Genomic DNA, 1,184 nt, shown 5'->3' with positions numbered 1-1,184 from the left:
TCTTGCCATGCGTCGCCGGCATTACTTCGAACCCTCCCTTCAGCGCCTGTTGGCCTTTGCAGCATGCGAACGCTTTGCCCAGCGTGCGCGGGCATTGGGCGGCTACGATATCAGCGAACTGGGACAGGTGAGATATAACGCATGACTGGCGCTCATGCCTGTTGCATCGTAAACGCCAGCGGGCAGCCGCAAGTCATGACACTCGGTCATCAGCATCACCCAGGTGCACATTGTCCGAGTAGAATACCGCAACCATTACAATAATCTCGGGGTAGCAGAAAATGGTCAGTATATCGTCAGAGCAGGATCGGCGTGGTTTATGGGCTCCGCGTCCGGCTTGTGTCGTTATTGATTTTGGCTTTATAAGGAGGCCCTGATATGACTGTAGCTCTGAAAAACTACACTGGCCGCGATATCCTGCCGTTCGCAGAGGATCTGGCAAGGCTCCGGATCAAGGTATTTCGCAGTTTCCCTTATCTGTACGACGGCGATATGACCTACGAGCAAACGTATATTGACACCTACGCGCGCTCGGCCGACAGCCTTTTTGTGTTGGCATTTGACGGCGACCAGGTGGTCGGAGCTGCAACCGGTATTCCCATGGCTGATGAGACCGACGAATTCAAACAGCCGTTCCTTGATCAGGGCTATCAGCCCGATCGTATTTTTTACTTCGGCGAGTCCGTGTTGCTGCCAGAATATCGAGGCAGGGGCATCGGGGTTGGGTTTTTCGAGCACCGTGAGTGCCACGCCCGGGAGCAGGGCGGCTTTACCCACTGTTGTTTCTGCGCGGTCGAGCGGCCGTCGGATCATCCCCTACGCCCGTCGGGCTATCAGCCGCTGGATGAGTTCTGGCATAAGCGCGGATACACCAGAGTGCCGGCATTGAACACCAAATACCGCTGGCGTGATATCGGGGAAACCGTCCAGACCGCAAAACCCATGACCTTCTGGCTGAAGTCGCTTTAGAGAACAGCGATCAGGCAATGCCGAGGCTGCGCAGCAAGAACACACCGACGGTGACTGTCACGCTCGCCATTAGAGTGGTCAGCGCCACGATATTCGCCGCCAGACGGTCGTTTCCCTGCATCGCCTTGACCATGACAAAACTGGCTGCTGCGGTCGGGCTGGCAAAGAACAGGAACATCAGACCGAGTTCCCGCCCTTCAAACCCGACAAGCCAG

At 56.3% G+C, this 1,184-nt stretch carries 1 protein-coding gene and 1 pseudogene; one reads left to right on the top strand and one right to left on the bottom strand.

The genetic code is table 11. From position 1 onward, the window contains the following. The first annotated feature begins 378 nt into the window (after positions 1 to 378). A complete protein-coding gene (locus tag VJ956_RS13615; RefSeq protein ID WP_324085585.1) occupies positions 379 to 969 on the top strand; it encodes a GNAT family N-acetyltransferase in 591 nt (196 codons plus the stop codon). A 10-nt stretch (positions 970 to 979) separates the two neighbouring features. Here VJ956_RS13615 and VJ956_RS13610 read toward each other — a convergent pair. Further along, positions 980 to 1,184, bottom strand: a pseudogene (locus VJ956_RS13610) (AEC family transporter); the annotation flags it as partial.

This window comes from Marinobacter sp., from assembly GCF_035268745.1.
GTDB lineage: Bacteria > Pseudomonadota > Gammaproteobacteria > Pseudomonadales > Oleiphilaceae > Marinobacter.
Note: the sequence above shows the minus strand (reverse complement) of the source record. Positions and strands in the feature narration are given on the sequence as shown.

Excerpts from the sequence above, each read along its gene's own strand:
- VJ956_RS13615 (WP_324085585.1), top strand. The coding sequence starts at position 379 with ATGACTGTAGCTCTGAAAAACTACACTGGCCGCGATATCCTGCCGTTC.